At 39.2% G+C, this 16,475-nt stretch carries 17 protein-coding genes; 1 reads left to right on the forward strand and 16 read right to left on the reverse strand.

Annotation, left to right across the window (positions count from 1 at the left end; all coding sequences use genetic code 11):
* Positions 1–143: 143 nt before the first annotated feature.
* Complete coding sequence (locus tag ACZSMY_RS21455; protein ID WP_042532445.1) at positions 144–596, reverse strand: SprT family protein; 453 nt, start codon at positions 594–596, stop codon at positions 144–146.
* Between the two features lie 445 nt (positions 597–1,041).
* On the opposite strand from ACZSMY_RS21455, the gene ACZSMY_RS21460 reads away from it, so the two are divergent.
* Positions 1,042–2,535 (forward strand): catalase, encoded by a 1,494-nt coding sequence (locus ACZSMY_RS21460; protein WP_042532443.1) that lies wholly within the window; start codon positions 1,042–1,044, stop codon positions 2,533–2,535.
* 107 nt (positions 2,536–2,642) lie between these two features.
* On the opposite strand, the gene ACZSMY_RS21465 is transcribed toward ACZSMY_RS21460, so the two are convergent.
* The 15 genes from ACZSMY_RS21465 to ACZSMY_RS21535 all read right to left on the reverse strand — a co-directional run bounded on the left by ACZSMY_RS21465 (position 2,643) and on the right by ACZSMY_RS21535 (position 16,465).
* Positions 2,643–4,802: a Tex family protein gene (locus tag ACZSMY_RS21465; protein WP_193065073.1), complete on the reverse strand. Its 2,160-nt coding sequence runs from the start codon at positions 4,800–4,802 to the stop codon at positions 2,643–2,645.
* A gap of 131 nt (positions 4,803–4,933) precedes the next feature.
* Positions 4,934–5,539, reverse strand: coding sequence for a PP2C family serine/threonine-protein phosphatase (locus ACZSMY_RS21470; RefSeq protein WP_042532440.1), 606 nt, complete (start codon positions 5,537–5,539; stop codon positions 4,934–4,936).
* Positions 5,536–6,327 (reverse strand): RNA polymerase sigma factor SigB, encoded by a 792-nt coding sequence (gene sigB / locus ACZSMY_RS21475; RefSeq protein ID WP_042532438.1) that lies wholly within the window; start codon positions 6,325–6,327, stop codon positions 5,536–5,538. Before sigB ends, ACZSMY_RS21470 begins: the two co-directional genes overlap by 4 nt.
* On the reverse strand, positions 6,299–6,775 hold the full coding sequence (gene rsbW, locus ACZSMY_RS21480; RefSeq protein ID WP_042532436.1) for an anti-sigma B factor RsbW: 477 nt from the start codon (positions 6,773–6,775) through the stop codon (positions 6,299–6,301). Before rsbW ends, sigB begins: the two co-directional genes overlap by 29 nt.
* The gene (locus ACZSMY_RS21485; protein WP_042532434.1) at positions 6,775–7,107 is read right to left on the reverse strand and encodes an STAS domain-containing protein; all 333 of its coding nucleotides are present in this window, start codon (positions 7,105–7,107) and stop codon (positions 6,775–6,777) included. Before ACZSMY_RS21485 ends, rsbW begins: the two co-directional genes overlap by 1 nt.
* Before the next feature lie 132 nt (positions 7,108–7,239).
* Positions 7,240–8,253, reverse strand: coding sequence for a PP2C family protein-serine/threonine phosphatase (locus ACZSMY_RS21490; protein WP_193065074.1), 1,014 nt, complete (start codon positions 8,251–8,253; stop codon positions 7,240–7,242).
* Between the two features lie 183 nt (positions 8,254–8,436).
* A complete protein-coding gene (locus ACZSMY_RS21495; RefSeq protein ID WP_042532430.1) occupies positions 8,437–8,838 on the reverse strand; it encodes an anti-sigma regulatory factor in 402 nt (133 codons plus the stop codon).
* A gap of 3 nt (positions 8,839–8,841) precedes the next feature.
* A complete protein-coding gene (locus tag ACZSMY_RS21500; RefSeq protein ID WP_042532428.1) occupies positions 8,842–9,198 on the reverse strand; it encodes an STAS domain-containing protein in 357 nt (118 codons plus the stop codon).
* Between the two features lie 5 nt (positions 9,199–9,203).
* The gene (locus ACZSMY_RS21505; RefSeq protein WP_042532426.1) at positions 9,204–10,073 is read right to left on the reverse strand and encodes an RsbT co-antagonist protein RsbRA; all 870 of its coding nucleotides are present in this window, start codon (positions 10,071–10,073) and stop codon (positions 9,204–9,206) included.
* Between the two features lie 288 nt (positions 10,074–10,361).
* The gene (gene ssuE / locus ACZSMY_RS21510; protein ID WP_042532425.1) at positions 10,362–10,898 is read right to left on the reverse strand and encodes an NADPH-dependent FMN reductase; all 537 of its coding nucleotides are present in this window, start codon (positions 10,896–10,898) and stop codon (positions 10,362–10,364) included.
* Positions 10,899–11,511: 613 nt separating this feature from the next.
* Positions 11,512–12,225 carry an HAD family hydrolase gene (locus ACZSMY_RS21515; protein WP_042532423.1) on the reverse strand — a complete coding sequence of 238 codons (714 nt, stop codon included), beginning with the start codon at positions 12,223–12,225 and terminating at the stop codon, positions 11,512–11,514.
* Positions 12,226–12,724: 499 nt separating this feature from the next.
* On the reverse strand, positions 12,725–13,087 hold the full coding sequence (locus tag ACZSMY_RS21520) for a type II toxin-antitoxin system PemK/MazF family toxin (protein WP_042532419.1): 363 nt from the start codon (positions 13,085–13,087) through the stop codon (positions 12,725–12,727).
* A gap of 5 nt (positions 13,088–13,092) precedes the next feature.
* A complete protein-coding gene (locus tag ACZSMY_RS21525; protein ID WP_374705761.1) occupies positions 13,093–13,311 on the reverse strand; it encodes an antitoxin in 219 nt (72 codons plus the stop codon).
* Between the two features lie 535 nt (positions 13,312–13,846).
* Positions 13,847–14,884: a LolA family protein gene (locus ACZSMY_RS21530; RefSeq protein WP_465148281.1), complete on the reverse strand. Its 1,038-nt coding sequence runs from the start codon at positions 14,882–14,884 to the stop codon at positions 13,847–13,849.
* Between the two features lie 63 nt (positions 14,885–14,947).
* Positions 14,948–16,465 carry a bifunctional ADP-dependent NAD(P)H-hydrate dehydratase/NAD(P)H-hydrate epimerase gene (locus ACZSMY_RS21535; protein ID WP_042532412.1) on the reverse strand — a complete coding sequence of 506 codons (1,518 nt, stop codon included), beginning with the start codon at positions 16,463–16,465 and terminating at the stop codon, positions 14,948–14,950.
* Positions 16,466–16,475 lie beyond the last annotated feature (10 nt).

The raw sequence follows: 16,475 nt of genomic DNA on the forward strand, positions 1-16,475 counted from the left end.
CGCTTAGAAAGTTATTCAAAAATCCAAGCCATTCGACAAAGCTGCTGAACAGGTCATTCGCAATGAATGAAAACTGTCATTTCATATCAGCTACATTAATTTATCATGGATCATATTATTCGTCAATACTTAATTGAAAAAAATTAAATCAGATGTAATCTCCCCCTGCATTTTCCACATCGATACCTGGATACATCTACTTTCCTTACTCTTTTATAAACCATTTTACATTTTTGGCATTCATATATATGCTGGTAGCGCTGCTGATTCGAAGGAAGCTGTTTACAATGACGGGGAGAGCCCGTTTTTGCAAGCAATTCTCTAAAATCTTTATCTCGATGCTGGTACCCTTTTCCTTCAATATGCAAATGGTAATGACAAAGCTCGTGCTTAATAATCCCGTGAAACTCTTCCTTATCAGATTCCAGTACATATTTGGGATTCAATTCAATTAATCGTTTACTTGGGATATATCTCCCTCCAGTTGTCCGCAGACGGGAGTTAAATCGTACTTTGTCCATAAACGTTTTATTAAAGAAAGCTTCTGACAGCTGATTAACTAACTGGTACAATTCTTCCTCCGGCATTGGGTCCATCTGTTTCAACCTCCAATATATAAAGAAAGCTTCATTATTTTAATGTTCTTCTTACCTTCCTGACAATTCAAAACATACTTCTTTATTATACGCCATCAGAAATTCCCAAAAATTGTTTAACTGATGACAACTCATTTTAACATAAAAAAGAAGCTGTCGGAACTTCTATTCTCTATCTTATATTTCAGTTATACTAAGAGTTTTATTCTCATTTAAAAAACTTAATTGAGAATTAGTAGAATCACTTATCTAATATATTATTTTATTCTAAAAGAAAACAACACTTTACTAACATTTGCTTAAAAATACGATACCCACCGTCAAGAAGGACTTCTATATCAAAATAAAAAAATGTCATTCAAATTAAACAAGAATATTAATAGCAATCTACTATTTATTATGTTATTATAATAATTGTATTTAATATATAGGAGGGAAACTATCTATGAGTGAAAAAAGAAAAATGACCACTGCATTTGGAGCTCCTGTTCCAAATGATGATGATTCTAAAACGGCCGGTAAACGTGGTCCATTATTAATGGAAGATTTTTGGTTTCTTGAAAAGCTTGCACACTTTGATCGCGAAGTAATTCCTGAGCGCCGTATGCACGCAAAAGGATCCGGAGCTTATGGAACATTAACGATTACTAACGACATTACTAAATATACAAAAGCAAAAGTCTTCTCTGAAGTCGGGAAGAAAACAGACATGTTTATCCGTTTCTCTACCGTAGCTGGTGAACGCGGAGCTGCTGATGCAGAACGCGATATCCGCGGTACTGCGATGAAATTCTACACAGAAGAAGGAAACTGGGACTTAGTCGGTAATAATACGCCTGTATTCTTTATGAGAGACCCTAAACGTTTCCCAGATTTGAACCATGTTGTAAAACGTGATCCAAAAACAAATATGAAGAATGCTGATGCAAACTGGGATTTCTGGTCTAATTTACCAGAAGCACTTCATCAGGTAACTGTTGTTATGTCTGATCGCGGGATTCCAAAATCTTACCGCAACATGCACTTATTCGGAAGCCATGCATACAGCTTATATAATGAAAATAACGAGCGCGTATGGGTGAAATTCCACTTCAGAACACAGCAAGGTATCGAAAACCTTACAAACGAAGAAGCTGCAAAAGTTGTCGGTGAAGACCGCGAAAGTCACCAACGTGATTTGTACACTGCTATTGAAGAAGGAAACTTCCCTAAATGGAAAATGTACATTCAGGTTATGACTGAAGAAGAAGCTAAAAATATGCCTTACAATCCATTCGATTTAACAAAAGTATGGTACAAAGATGAATTCCCGCTTATCGAAGTTGGCGAATTAGAACTGAATAAAAACCCGGAAAACTATCATGAAGAAGTAGAACAGGCTGCATTTGCTCCTACAAACATTGTTCCTGGCATTGGTTTCTCTCCAGATAAAATGTTGCAAGGCCGTCTATTCTCTTATGGAGATGCACAGCGCTACCGTTTAGGCGTGAACCACTGGCAAATCCCTGTTAACTATCCGAAAAACGCGAAAAACTTCCACCCATATCATCGTGACGGCGCAATGCGTGTTGTCCCTTACACTGGCGGACAAGTCAGCTACAGCCCGAACCAATATGGAGAATGGGAAGACAGCAAAGAGCATCAGGAGCCTGCATTACAGCTGGGTACAGATGTAGATGCTGATTACTTTGATTTTGATGAGGACGATGCGCTTTACTACGAACAGCCAGGTAAGCTATTCCGCTTAATGTCTGATGAGCAAAAACAAGCTCTTTTCCAAAATACAGCGGATGATATTGCTCCAGCAACAAAATCAGTAAAACTTCGTCACATCAACAATTGCTATAAAGCTGATCCAGAATACGGAAAAGGCGTTGCAGAAGCAATTGGCATCTCTCTTGATGAAGTGGAAGCTGCAAACGAAGAATCTGTAAAATAATAGAAAAATAAAAAAAGACCTCTCCTTATCTAATGGTGAGCGTCTTTTTTTATGGTTGAAAAAGAGGGAACTTCCCAGCATGGAAGCTCCCTTATCTTATTTATACATTATTGAATCATTGAAAGCGCAATTCTTCCTTTTTGGACATTCACATCATCGACCCAGACGGTGACTACATCACCAACAGAAGCGACATCCATGGGATGCTTGACGAACTGCTTGGACATCTTAGAGATATGCACAAGACCGTCCTGTTTAACACCAATATCAACAAAGACTCCAAAATCAACCACATTTCGCACCGTTCCCTGAAGCTCCATGCCAGGTTTTAAATCTTCCATATTCATGACATTTTTCTTTAATAACGGCTGTGGAAAATCATCACGCAAGTCACGTTCCGGCTTGCTTAATGCCTCCAGAATATCTTCTAATGTCGGCAGTCCAATCTCTAATTCTTCCGCGACAGCCTGCTTGTCTATTCCTTCTATCTTTTGCTGCAAAGGCGCTGTCCCCAGAGCTTGTTCATCAAACTTGAGCTTGTTTAATAATGCTTTCACATGTGGATAGCTTTCCGGATGAATAGGAGTACGGTCAAGCGGTGTATCCCCATCTACAATTCTCAAGAAACCGATCGCCTGCTCATATGTTTTCGCCCCAAGTCTCGGGATTTTCTTTAATTGCTTCCGGCTGGTAAATTTCCCTTCCTCTTCCCGTTTTTTGATCACATTATTTGCAACGGTTTTACTTAAACCAGATACGTACTGCAAAAGAGAGGAAGAAGCTGTATTCACATTAACACCGACTTGGTTAACCGCTGTTTCCACAACGAATGTCAACGAATTGGACAGCTCTTTTTGACTGACATCATGCTGATATTGCCCAACGCCGATGGACTTCGGATCAATTTTCACCAGTTCCGCTAATGGATCCTGTACCCGTCTTGCAATAGATACAGCACTTCTTTCCTCTACTTGTAGATCAGGGAATTCCTCTCTTGCTAAAGCGGAGGCAGAGTACACACTTGCTCCTGCTTCATTTACAATAATATACGGAATATCCAGCTTGTTATTTGTTAATACATCTGAAATAAATTGCTCTGTTTCCCGTGATGCTGTACCATTTCCAATCGCAACCAGCTCTACATTAAATTGATTTATTAAGCTGATAACCACCTTCTCTGCGCCCTTCACATCTTTCTTTGGAGCAGTCGGATAAATCACATGGATTTGATGGACCTTCCCGGTTTCATCCACAATCGCAAGCTTACAGCCAGTACGGAAAGCCGGATCCACTCCTAAAATGACTTTCCCTTTTAATGGCGGCTGAAGTAATAGATTCCTTAAATTTACGGAGAAAACTTCAATCGCCTGTGCTTCCGCTTTTTCTGTAAGTGCACTGCGGATTTCTCGTTCCACGGAGGGTTCAATCAACCTTTTATAGCTATCCTCTACAGCTGCTGTTAATAATTCCTTCATATGCTGCGGGCACGTTTTTTTAATTACCTTTTTCTCTAAATAGGCAATTATTTTATCAACAGGCGGTTCTACCTGTACTTTTAAAATCCCCTCTTTTTCTCCGCGGTTAAGTGCAAGAATACGATGGGAAACTAATGAGCGAACCGTTTCACTATATTCATAATACATCTCAAAAATCTGTTTTTCATCTGCTGCTTTATTTTTCTCTTCAGATTGGATAGTTCCTTGCTTCATCGTGGCATTGCGAATAAATTCACGGTAAGCCGGTTCATCAGAAATCCATTCTGCAATGATATCATTTACTCCCTGAAGTACCTCTTCTACGGTGCTTAGCTCATGCTCTTCAGAGAAATATTGTGTGGCTTCCTGTTCTAACTCAAGTGATTCGCTCTGCTCCCAAATAGCTTGGGCAAATGGCTCTAATCCTTTTTCCTTTGCGATAGTAGCTCTTGTACGGCGTTTTTGTTTATAAGGGCGATACAGATCTTCTACTTTTTGAAGCTGCGTCGCTTTTTCAATGTCGTTTCTTAATTCATCTGTCAGCTTACCTTGTTCTTCAATGATACGAAGTACTTCTTGTTTTCGTTCAGACAGGTTAAGGACATATGTCCACCTATCCTGTATCTCTTTTATTTTTACTTCATCCAATCCGCCTGTGGCTTCTTTTCGATATCTTGCAATAAACGGAACGGTATTCCCTTCATTTAAAAGAGAAATCACTTTCGAAACAGTGTTTCCTTGAATATTGGTATCTTTTGATACGATTGCAATTAATTTTTCATCTGCACTCACTGTTGCTTCTCCTCCTTACTCTACGTTCTATTGTATCAAATTAAACGTGTCAATGCTTTCTGACACAACAAAAAAGATTGATTTATAATCAATAATAAATGAATCCATGTTCATGTTATTGTGATTATAAATCAACCTTTTTCTCCTTTGTATCTAATTGCCAGTAACGTTGTATCATCCTGCCTGGTACCGTCACTATGCTGCGCATAAGTATCCGTAATCTGCTCTACATTGTAGTCTTTAAAATAATACGCAGATAACTCTTTATCTTTTACGCCGTCTGAAAATACAATGAAATTTGTTCCATCGGTTAATTTTTCCGTCATAGCCTTTACGCCTCGGTAACGAGATCCCAAATATCCAGAGCTTGGAATATTTCGCTTTTTCTTACAGCCTCGCTCCAAAATAATAATCCCTATATTTCCAATGGAGGAAAAAGTAAAGGTCTGATCGATGAAGTCTAATTTTAAAATCCCCATCACTGCACCACGCATGCCAAGCAATTTTTTATTGCATAAATCAACAATTTCTTTTACTGTTTTAAATTTATGCTCCTTCACAATATCGATTACTGCCTGTGAGGATTCTTTTGCAATTGCCCCGCTTCCAAGACCATCCGCGAGCACTCCTAGAAACATATGGTCTTCTTCTATAAAAAAGTAACTGTCTCCACATAAATGATTACCCTTTTTAGATTGTTGATAGACGGAAACATCGACATATTTACCGGAAATCAATCGAATACCTCCGTACTTTCTGTTTGCATTGTTTCTCGCAATTTACGGAGTGCTCGTCTTTGAAGCCGTGACACATGCATTTGAGAAATACCCAGCATTTCACCTGTTTCTTTCTGGCTCATGTTTTTAAAATAGGTGCATTCTAAAATAAGCTGCTCCCGTTCTGATAAAACAGGAAGAACTTTTTCAAGAATCATTTTTTGCTCCAAGTTTTTAAGACTATTGTCTTCGTTACCAATTAAGTCCAATATAGCAACAGTGCTGCCGTCTGAATCAGCTTCAATTTTATGGTCAACTGATAAAGCTTTATAGCTTTTACTCATTTCCATTGTTTCTAAAACTTCTTCTTCCGGTACACCAATGTGTTCTGCAATTTCTTGTATGGTAGGAGATTTTTGATTTTTAGTCGTTAGTTCATCAGCACTTTTGCGGATTTTTGGTCCCAATTCTTTAATACGACGAGGCACATGGACACTCCATGTCTTATCTCGTATAAATCGCTTTATTTCACCAATAATGGTTGGGATAGCGAAAGACTCAAACGACTTACCATATGACGGATCGTACCTCTTAATTGCCCCAAGCAATCCAATCATGCCGACTTGTACAAGGTCTTCATGAATAGCGCTATTTTTGGAGTACTTCCTGGCAATAGATCCAACGAGATTCTGATAAGTTAAAACAATCTTTTCCTGTAATTCTTCATTTGTTGGATCTTCCTGAAGTGTACTTATCCATTGGTAAACCTCATCTCCCCCTCTATTGAATGGTTGAGATTTGGTCGTCATCCATGTCCACCTCTTCTTCTCTATTGTATTTAGTCATAATAACCATTACGCCATATTTATTGTTGATTTTTACTTCGTCCATGAGTGCTTCAATCAGGAATAGGCCAAACCCTCCTTCCCGGATTTTTTCAACAGGTTCATCGGATTGATATGGCCCTGTACCGTTCTTTACTTCTTCTAAATCAAAGCTTCCTCCGCGATCAGCTACCATAATTTCCATCCGGTCTTCATACAGGCCGAAGCCAACTGTAATTTCACCAGATTCTTTTTCTTCATAAGCATGCTCTACAGCATTTGTAACTGCTTCAGAGATAGCTACTTTTAAATCTTCAATCGCATCATAGGAAAAGCCCATCCGGTTGGCAACCCCCGATAGAGTCAGACGCATTACTCCAATATACTCCGCTTTCGCCGGTACTTTCATCTCTATATAATCAAATGCTTCCATCACTCATTGCCACCTCGAATCGCTGCTTTGATCTCTATAATCTCACTAAGTCCGGTAATCTCAAAAATACGAAAAACCCGATCCTGCACATTTTTCAACGTATAATGGCTTCCGCTTTCCTTAGAGGCTTTCAAAGCGCTGACAAACACTCCTAAACCGGTACTGTCCATATACTGCACATTTTCTAAATCTACTTCGATTTCATTGCCGCTCTCTCTCATCAGCGGCATTAATGTTTCTTTCAGCTCCGGAGCTGTGTATGCATCAATCTCTCCGCTCACTTCTAAAACTTTTACATTGCTGTCTTCTTGTACGTTTACTGATAAATTCATAATAACCCCCTCTGCCATCCAGATATAAGATTAGATGACTATACATTATAAATTCATTTTCTCTATAACATTTGAAACGAAATTTATTTAACTAGAATAAACTATTATATTGTATTCCCTGCATTTATTTCTTTAAACCTCTTTACGAAGAACAATTAATGTAAAATCATCCCTCAATTGAAAATCCTGCAGTTTTTCAAAATACTGATACACATTTTCTACCAGCTCCTGTGCCGGTAAATCAATATATTTTCGGATGACTTCCAACAATTCTTCTGTTTCAATAAACCGGTCGCCGTCTCTGCACTCGGAAACACCATCTGTCAGAAAGATAATCAGGTCATCCTTCTGAATTGCTAATTCATATTCCCGATAAGTAGCATCCGGCATCACGCCGAGTACAATCCCTTTCGCACGAACCTCTTCAAATTCTTCCGTTTCTGCACGGAAAATATATCCCGGCTCATGCCCTGCGGAAGATAATCTTAATTTACTTTCCGCCGGCAAATAATGTGCATAACACATCGTAATAAACATACTGGGATCAATATTTCTTTCTACTACACGATTCAGGTTTTCTAATACTTTATTTGGTGACATTGTCGCTTCTGGATAACTGTCCATTGCATATTTGATCATCGACATACACAGTGCTGCCGGTATTCCTTTTCCAACGACATCCGCAATGGCAATCCCGATTGTCCCATTGCTTCCTTTGGTGAAATGATGATAATCTCCGTTCATCTGATGAGCAGGAACACTAATCACGCCGATATCTAATCCGCTTACTTCCGGCCTTTGCGTTCCAAGCAAGGTCTTTTGCATATTCGCCGCAACAGAAATTTCAGAAGTCAGCACATCTTTTTCCTGTCTTAAATAATCAACTTCCTGCAATGCCAATCCATAGAAAACCGTAGCTTCTAATAAAAATTCCATCGACAGCTTATATTCCTCCAATAATTGAGGATAAATCCGCTCCATTGCCTGAATATGCAAATTGATTAATTCTTCCGGCAAGATATTCTTTTTAATAAAAGCTTTGCTGATTAATTCAAGGTCATACAATGATTTCTCATCTTGTGTTTCAATATATTTTTGTAATAATTTCTGGTATTTTACAGTATTTTTTCTGATCGTTTCTTCCACTGTGGTTACTCCCCCCTTATTTCAAAGAACCTTTTATTCTTTTTTAAGGCTTTCCCCGAGCTGGTAAACCGGTGTTTCGTGATTTTTAAACACAACTGTTTTCTCTTTCTTTTTTTCTCACCTGGATTACCAATGGCATGTACTGGATAAAATAAGGAAGGGTGCTAAAATAAAAGGATTATATTATCTGATCCATTTAATCGCTTTGATTTTAGTTCCTTCCCCCGCTGCGGATTCTATATCAAATTCATCCATCAAGCGTTTTACCCCGGGCAGTCCAGCACCAAGCCCTCCAGAGGTCGTATAGCCATCTTGCATGACACGGCTTATATCTTTTATTCCTGGACCAGTGTCCACAGCTGTCATTAAGATTCCTTTTTGACTGTTCGTATAAATGTACTCAAAACAAACCTGTCCATTTTTAGCATATAAATAAATATTGCGAGCTAATTCAGATACTGCGGTAGCAATCCTTGCCTGATCAACGGTTCCAAAGCCAATTTCTTTTGCCATTTCCCGTCCGAGCTGTCTTGCTCCAACAATATCCCACTCTTTATGAATGTTGACACAGGATCTTGGGTTCATATATTAACCTCCCAATTCCTGATGTAACTTCACTAAACCTTGTTCTAAATCTAATGCTGTCGGGACATTTTGCAAGTGTATTCCCAAGTCAATTAATGTCATTGCAACAGCTGGCTGAATTCCAGTTAATACAACACGCGCCCCCATTAAATCCGACATGGACACAACATCACCAAGTACTTTTGCAATAAAAGAATCAATGATATCAACAGATGTCAAATCAATCACAACACCTGTTGCACCTGTTTTATGAATTTTTGCTAATAAATCTTCCTGAAATTTAATAGCCGTTTGATCATCAATCTCCGTCTGAATAGAAATCAGCAAATAATTGTGCAACTTTAAAATAGGTATCCGCATTTTCTCTATTCCCCCTTAAGAGCATTCATTATTTCATCAATGCCTTGGTTTTTAGAAGGCAAATCCACAACAGTTCTTCCAGTTATTTCAAGCGCTCTGGTAAAACCTTTTTTCAAAGAGCTTCTGGTAGGGAATTTACTTAAATCAATCCCTATATTTATAATCGTTTGAGCAATTTCCGGACGGATGCCTACAAGAATACATGTAGATCCAATCAGTCTGACCGCTTCCGCTGCCTGAATAATATGATGTGCTACCATGGTGTCCACAACAGGAACACCCGTAATATCTATTAAGACAACTTCGGAGTTATGCTTGATTGCCCCCTCCAGTAAATTCTCCATAATCAATTTCGCTCTGTCCGTATCAATGGTTCCAATCAACGGCATGACGGTTATCCCTTCCATAACAGGGATCAACGGTGCGGATAGTTCCTGTAAAGCTACCCGCTGTAAAGATAAAATATTTTCCCAGCTTCCTGAATACTCATTGACGAGCTGTCGAATCAATGGTTCTATCCATTCATCTACGCTTGTTAAGACATTTGAAAAATGACTGGAATCTACTTGGTCTGCTTGCTTCAGTAAAAATTCAATGGTAACACGACGAAAAACCTGCAGCCCATCGGTTATATAACTGAGCGGCCAGCCAAGGTTGATCATTTTCTCCGAAAACTCTTCTACTACTTTCGAAGACCCCTGATTTTGGATACTTGTAAAAATAACATTCACAAATTCGCGGTTGGTATTCTCATAGAGTTCATCAGATATACTCGCTGTATAATTCCCTGATTTTATTCTCCCTACTTCATCCATCCAACTATCAACAATAGAATCACTATTACTGATCATTAATTCTTTCAGATTTGCATCCATCCCCTGATACCTCCAAATTCTAAACATTTTTCCATATTAATACAAACTTCTACAAAACTCCAGTCAAAATACTTTTGTATCAGCCTCTTCTAAGTATACAGAAACTACTATTCCCATTTTACCTCAATTGTACCATATATCAAATAAACACAGCATTTTTTCAAGTTACACTATCCACTCCCCCGCATACATGCTTCTATTATTTTCTCATTTTATTGACAAAAGCTCCCTCATTAAAAAAAGGCCTGCTTAGCTGCAGACCCTTTTATGTATTGAAAAAAGAACCAGTTAAACAAATTCTTTTCGTTTTAAATTCCCCAGGAAATAATCCAACTGTTTATGTGTCCGAGTAATCATGGCTTCATCCAGGATTGGATTATCCTTGGTTTTATCAACTTCACTATCCTGAAAATATAACCCTTTTAAGGGTTGGCTTTTTAACGTAGCAAGCAGCGGCTTTAAGGCATAATCCAATGCTAATAAATGCGAGAGGCTCCCCCCTGTCATAACAGGCAGTGAAACCGTCCCCCGTAAAACATCCTGGGGCATTAAATCAAATAATGACTTTAGGATGCCTGAATAGGAGGCTTTATAGACAGGACTCCCGACGATGACCCCGTCTGCCGCTTCCAAATCCCCGGCAATCTCTTTGATTTTCGGACTTTGGAAGTTCGCATACAGCAAATCTTCTGCTTCTACATCTCTGACGGATATATGCTTTACACGAAACCCTTGCTGCTCCGCCAATTCACCTAAATAATAAAGAACGCGTTCTGATCTGGATAATGTTGAAGGACTTCCTGATATAACAACAATTGTACTCACAAATATTCTCCTTCCTTTATACAGCATAACCCTACGAAACCAATATACTTCTAATCAGCCTTCCCGATTTGCCGTTTCTTTTTTATTACGATTGGAAGAAATATTAACGCCAAAATTTCTACTGAGCACATCATATGCATATTCACGACGAAAAAATCCTTCCCTCGTAATTTTTAAGCTTTCTTAGATCTCTCTTTCCTTCTATCCATCACCTAACAGATATTTTGAGTTTTTTAAATTTTCATTTTAGAAAAACCTATTTTTTTGCTGAATAGTGTACTATTTTCCATAGTTGCAGCGTTCTTTTCTCACTTATATTTGAGTATCCCGAGTATTTTACAAAGATTTATAAATTGAATATTAGTATATCATCCTATTCCTCTCACTACAATAGGTATTATTATAAATAATTTATGTAAGGACTTATTCTTCGTGTCCAAAAAGACCGATAATCAGAATCAAGAAGTTTGGCATATCATTATATAGAAAATTTCAATATTCACTTTGAAGCAGTATCCTTTACCGGAATACTTCCCTTGAGTTTACACAAAAAGAGCCTTGAGGAATCCCTCAAGGCTCTATATGATGAAATTACTTTCATTAACCTAATCCATTATGTGCTTAGCGTCTCTTCCCGAAAAAATGTATATAGCTCTGCTGCACTGGTTACTGTTTTATCTGCTTTTATTCTTCCTTCCGGTTCTTCCCTCTGTCGATGGTTCATCCAGACGGCATGCCAGCCTGCCTGTTTGGCACCGACAATATCATTAGCAAAGGAGTCGCCGACATACACTGTATTTTCTTTCTTTAAACCCAGCTTGTCCTCCATGAATTGAAACGCTGCTGTGGATGGTTTCGCATGCCCTATTGTTTCAGAAATAAATAAACGCTCTTCCGGAATCCACTTGTTCAGCTTTAACTGTTTGATTTTCATTGCCTGATGTCCTTCCGCACCATTTGTCATTACAGCTAATTGCTTCTGACTCGCTGAAAGATAATCCAGGAGCTCCACCACTTCATCAAATAACTCTATTTTTCCTTGTTCTTGGACGTAGCTGTCCTGAAATTCTAAAGCCTGCTCTGCTGTTATCTGTATTCCTATTTCTGCGCAAGCATCTTTGATTCGCCGGATATGCATTTCTTCCATTGTAATTTTACCTGCTACCTGATCATCAAATAGCGCATCGCTATGTTTGCGACTTAATAGATAAAGATGATTTAACTCCGCTTCCGACAAAGCCACGTTCAACATTTTTTTACATGTTTTTCGAAATGTCGCAGCCTGGTCATATAATGTATCATCCATATCAAAAATGATTGTATCCATCGTTATCAACCTCCACCTTCATTCCTTTTCATTTTACTATATCTTTTAACGAAGGAGAATAATTTCTTAAAACATCGGTATTCTTGCCAAGGAGAGGTCTGTTACAACGGTCTTATTACTATCTGCTTTTATCAAATAAATCCCTGCAGAAAAAACGAACTTCTATTTTATCCTCTGGGCATAAGTGCGACTTTAGCTCTGTCTGCGCCTGTCGGCTTGCCAATCGCTAAGTCTTCTTTTCACCCTCTGGGCATAAGTGCGACTTTAGCTCTGTCTGCGCCTGTCGGCTTGCCAATCGCTAAGTCTTCTTTAAAGGAGAGGAGCTCGGGATCTATGGAAAACGGAGTATTTTTTTGAGACTTGAGATTATTCACCCTATGGAACCCGTTAGAGCTTCCTCCTCCAACTTTTTATATGATTTCCTTTCTTTCTCCGATGAACCTTCATTAAAAAAGACCGCCCTAATATAAGGACAGTCTTTTTACGCATCAGAAAAGTATTAATTATTACTGTAGACATCTCGTAAGCCAAGGCTTATTTCTAATGATTGATTGATTTTTTCCATCATTTCTTTATCTAATTTTGTAATTTTATCCGTTAACCGCTGCTTATCTAACGTGCGAATTTGTTCCAGCAGAATAACTGAATTCCGGTCAAACCCATAACGTTTTGCATCAATCTCTACATGCGTTGGCAACTTAGCCTTCTGAATTTGCGCGGTAATGGCCGCCACAATCACAGTCGGACTAAATCGGTTACCTATATCATTCTGGAGAATAAGAACCGGTCTCACACCGCCCTGCTCTGAGCCAACCACAGGGGATAAGTCAGCAAAATAAACCTCGCCTCTTTGAACGATCACAAGTGTTACACCCCGATCACAGAGCGCTCTAGAGTAATTTCAGCCTCTTCTTCAGCTTGAAAAGCCTCTGAAGCAATCGTTAGATTAATTCTTGCCATTTCCTCATATCCGCGCTGCATCGTTTCATGAAAACGCTGGAGGTGTTCTTCTTTTTTATGGTTTAAATAAATTTGAGTTGCTTCACAAATGAAATCACTTAAGTCAGAGCTATTCTCATATTTCATTAATCCATCCACCTCACTCAGCAAATTTTTCGGTATTTTCACTAAAATTTCTTCTTTATTTTCAGCCAAAACCAAGCACCCCCGCCAACAATTAACGTTCGTTATTCAATTTAATATTATGATAGCATTGTGAACATACTTTTGCAAAGGGGTTATGGCGAATTTGTAAAAAAATCATGTAAATTTGTCGTTTTAAACCTTAAATTTTGTGGTATCTATATTATTTGAAGTGTTAAAAATGAGCGTTTTTCCCTTACGCTGCTTTCCTCCCGGCTTCCTGACTGCCGCTGAGGAAAATACTCCGTTAAACAATATTTTTCTTCATTAAATTTTCATTTTATGTTCAAAAATGAAAGAACGTTCACCAAGCCTTGAATTTTTCATTCGATTTTTATCCTTTAGCTGATTTATGCAACGAAATAAATACCTGTCTATTAATTATATGCCAATATGTTAAAATCATACCTCTAAACTGGAAATGGGACATACAAAAGCAGACTCCGTTTTCAGAGAGCCTGCTTTTGTATTAACCGTATCATTTTGTTAACTGTCCTTGGACAGATTGTGCTACTTCAATCATTTCTTCCTTCGTCAGCTCTGTACTTGCCAATTGATAATCAACACCCTGATAACTCCATTTTAAAACATTATCTTCCAACCCAGCAACAGTAGCTCCCAGATTCACAATATCTCCATTGACTACATCTGGAGCTGAGCTCACTGGAGCTGTTTCTCTGATTTCCTGAACAAGTGTAAAGTTTTTCTCTCCCTCAAAGGTTGTAATAATTCGCTCTCCATCCTCCAGGGGAACCTCTTGCTTATCCGCCATTTCTGCTCCAGCTGTAAACGTAGGATACAACTCCCGTACTTCCTGCGCAGCTGTTTCTACAGCTGCTCCCTCTTCTGCACCAGCACTTTCCTCATCTGTTTCCTGCTCCATGTTCTTCTCCATCGTAAAATCATCTTCTGCAAATGTTGCATCTAAATCAAAACCATGAAAAGTGACATTAACCAGCGGTTCCCCATCTTGATTTAACACATTGACCATTGCTGGTGTATAACTGGATTTGTCAAAGTAAATTTCTTGAGCCGGTAAATTATTGTTGCTTTGATAATTTGTTTTCGTCTGGAAAATATAATGGTCTTCCGTTGTTTCAAATTGCGCTTCTGGATCGTTTAATACATCATTGACCAGTGATTGAAGCAAATATGGCTGACTGCTATTCTCTGGCCAATCCGATTGGAATTTGAAACTTTTTTCCAAAGCTGGCGTTAATACAAAAACACCATCCATATTTTTCAAAATGACTTGACTTTCATTCTGCTCAGCTTCATTTTCCAGCTTCACACGATATTGATCATCAGCCTGATACCATATATCAATCAAAAATGTTTGTTCCTGCTCTCCTGTATTCATCGTCATATCCGCAGTGGCTTTATACCCCTCTAGATCGGCAACTGTCTCCTGCAATTCCTCCACAACATCTTCCTGCGTTTTTTCTCCACATGCTGCCAGCACCAGACTCAATGCACCTAATAGTAAAACGACACTGAAAAAACGTCTATTTATCATCAGCATATCTCCCTTGTCTCATTTAACAAAGGGAACGATTTGTTAACAGTACGTCACACCGTTTTATGAAGAAAATGTACGGATTGCCTTTGGAATGCCTTGAATCACATCCCCCGCCAGCAAATCCTGTTCCGAGTGTTCTTCTTGGACTAATAAGTCTGCAGATTTTCCGTGCAAGAAGCAAGCGTTATTTATTCCTGCAAAAATCGATTTGCTCTGCATCACCGTTGCTAAAATCATACCGGTCAGCACATCCCCGCTGCCTCCTTTAGCAAGTCCAGGGTTCCCGCTTGATTCTACGGTCTGGTTACCATCCGGATCGGTAATGATGGTATGCTTTCCTTTTAACACAAGGTAGCAGTTCAACCGCTTGGCAAAATCAGAACTATGCCGGAAAGGCTCCATAAGTAAGTCCGAGACAGATATATCCATTAAAGCAGCAAGTTCACCTGGGTGAGGTGTTAAAATCAGCGGAGCCTGTCTTAACTTAAAATCTGCTGCATAGGCTCTCAGATGAAAAAGACCATCTGCATCGATAACGATTGGTCCTTTATACTTGAGCAATGCCGGAAAAATGCCTTTGGCCGTTTCTTCTTTTCTGCCCAGACCAACGCCAACAGCAATCGCATCAAAACCAGACAAGTCAATGTTATCGATTCCCGTGATACAGCCATCTGTTTCGGATGCGCCAATATACATAGCCTCCGGATTATTTCCAGCAATCATGGAAATTACATTTTTCACAGAAGCCGTTGTTAATAACCCTGCTCCAGTCCGCAAGGCTGCTTTTGTTGTCATCAGAACGGATCCCGGCATCGGCTCACTTCCACCAATAATCAGCCCTTTTCCATGATCTCCTTTATGAGAATTGACGCCCCGCTTTGGAAAAGCTTCCTGAAAATCTGCTGTTGTCCACAAGCGTTTTTTTGTGTGCGCTTGGAATAATTTTTCAGGAAAACCAATATCCGCTACAATCCATTCACCATAATAGGAAGACGTTTGCTGACAGACAGCCGATTGTTTTACTGCTCCTATCATAATCGTTGCATCTGCTTCAATAGCCTGAAAATCCGCGAAGCCTTCCTCTGCCGGCAGCCCAGTTGGTATATCGATGGAAATCACATACGCATCTTGTTTATTCACCTGTCTCGTTACAGTTAAGATATCGCCTCTTAATCCGCCGCGCACACCGATTCCAAGCATCGCATCAATAATCACATCAGCCTCTGAAAGAACTGTATCTGCCGTCCCTTCATTATAATCCGCCACCTGGCCGCCAAATTGACGATAAATCTTCTTATGGCGAGCTGCATCACCTGTAATTTTCTCGTCCGGCGCAACCTGGATCACCTTGATAGCGTAACCTGCTTCTTCAAGCACACGGGCAATGACAAAACCGTCTCCGCCATTATTTCCGCCGCCAATTAAAATAACTGTCTTATCTTCTTTAGTTATCCGCTTTTTTATTTCTCTGCTCGCTTCTCTCCCTGCATTCTCCATGAGTATCTTTCCATCAAGGCCCATCGTTTGAATAGTTTCTCGGTCAATCTTGTACATTTCTTCCGCGGTAACAATATACAAATTCGTTCCC

This window comes from Oceanobacillus sp. B139/18 (genome assembly GCF_055524595.1).